This is a genomic window from Pseudoalteromonas sp. S327, from assembly GCF_005886415.1.
GTDB classification, from domain to species: Bacteria; Pseudomonadota; Gammaproteobacteria; order Enterobacterales; family Alteromonadaceae; genus Pseudoalteromonas; species Pseudoalteromonas atlantica.
The window spans coordinates 1-243 of sequence record NZ_PNDP01000126.1 but is presented as its reverse complement, the minus strand read 5'-3'; the positions used below and the strand labels follow the sequence as shown (position 1 = coordinate 243).

The window sequence follows — 243 nt, the reverse complement described above, 5'->3', positions numbered from 1 at the left end:
AGTGGAAAAAGCTGTGCTGAGAGTAGAAAGGCGGTATTGACAGCCTCTACCGCTTTTATATCTGCTTGCTCTAGCTGCCGTGGCTGCGTCCACCTCCCACACTTTAATAAATCAGCGTACCTAGTACTTAGCTGCTCTTCATCGATACAACCAGAATTTAATAAAAGAACATCTAACTTCTCTGCTTTTGCATTTTTGTCTTCAAGCTCATGAGACAGCCTATTTGCATCAATTAAATTGTGT

General features: G+C 41.6%; 1 protein-coding gene. It reads right to left on the bottom strand.

Features of this window, described 5'->3' with window-relative positions:
• Window positions 1–243: hypothetical protein (locus tag CWB60_RS20790; RefSeq protein WP_171036177.1), on the bottom strand; the 243-nt coding region annotated here is incomplete at both ends.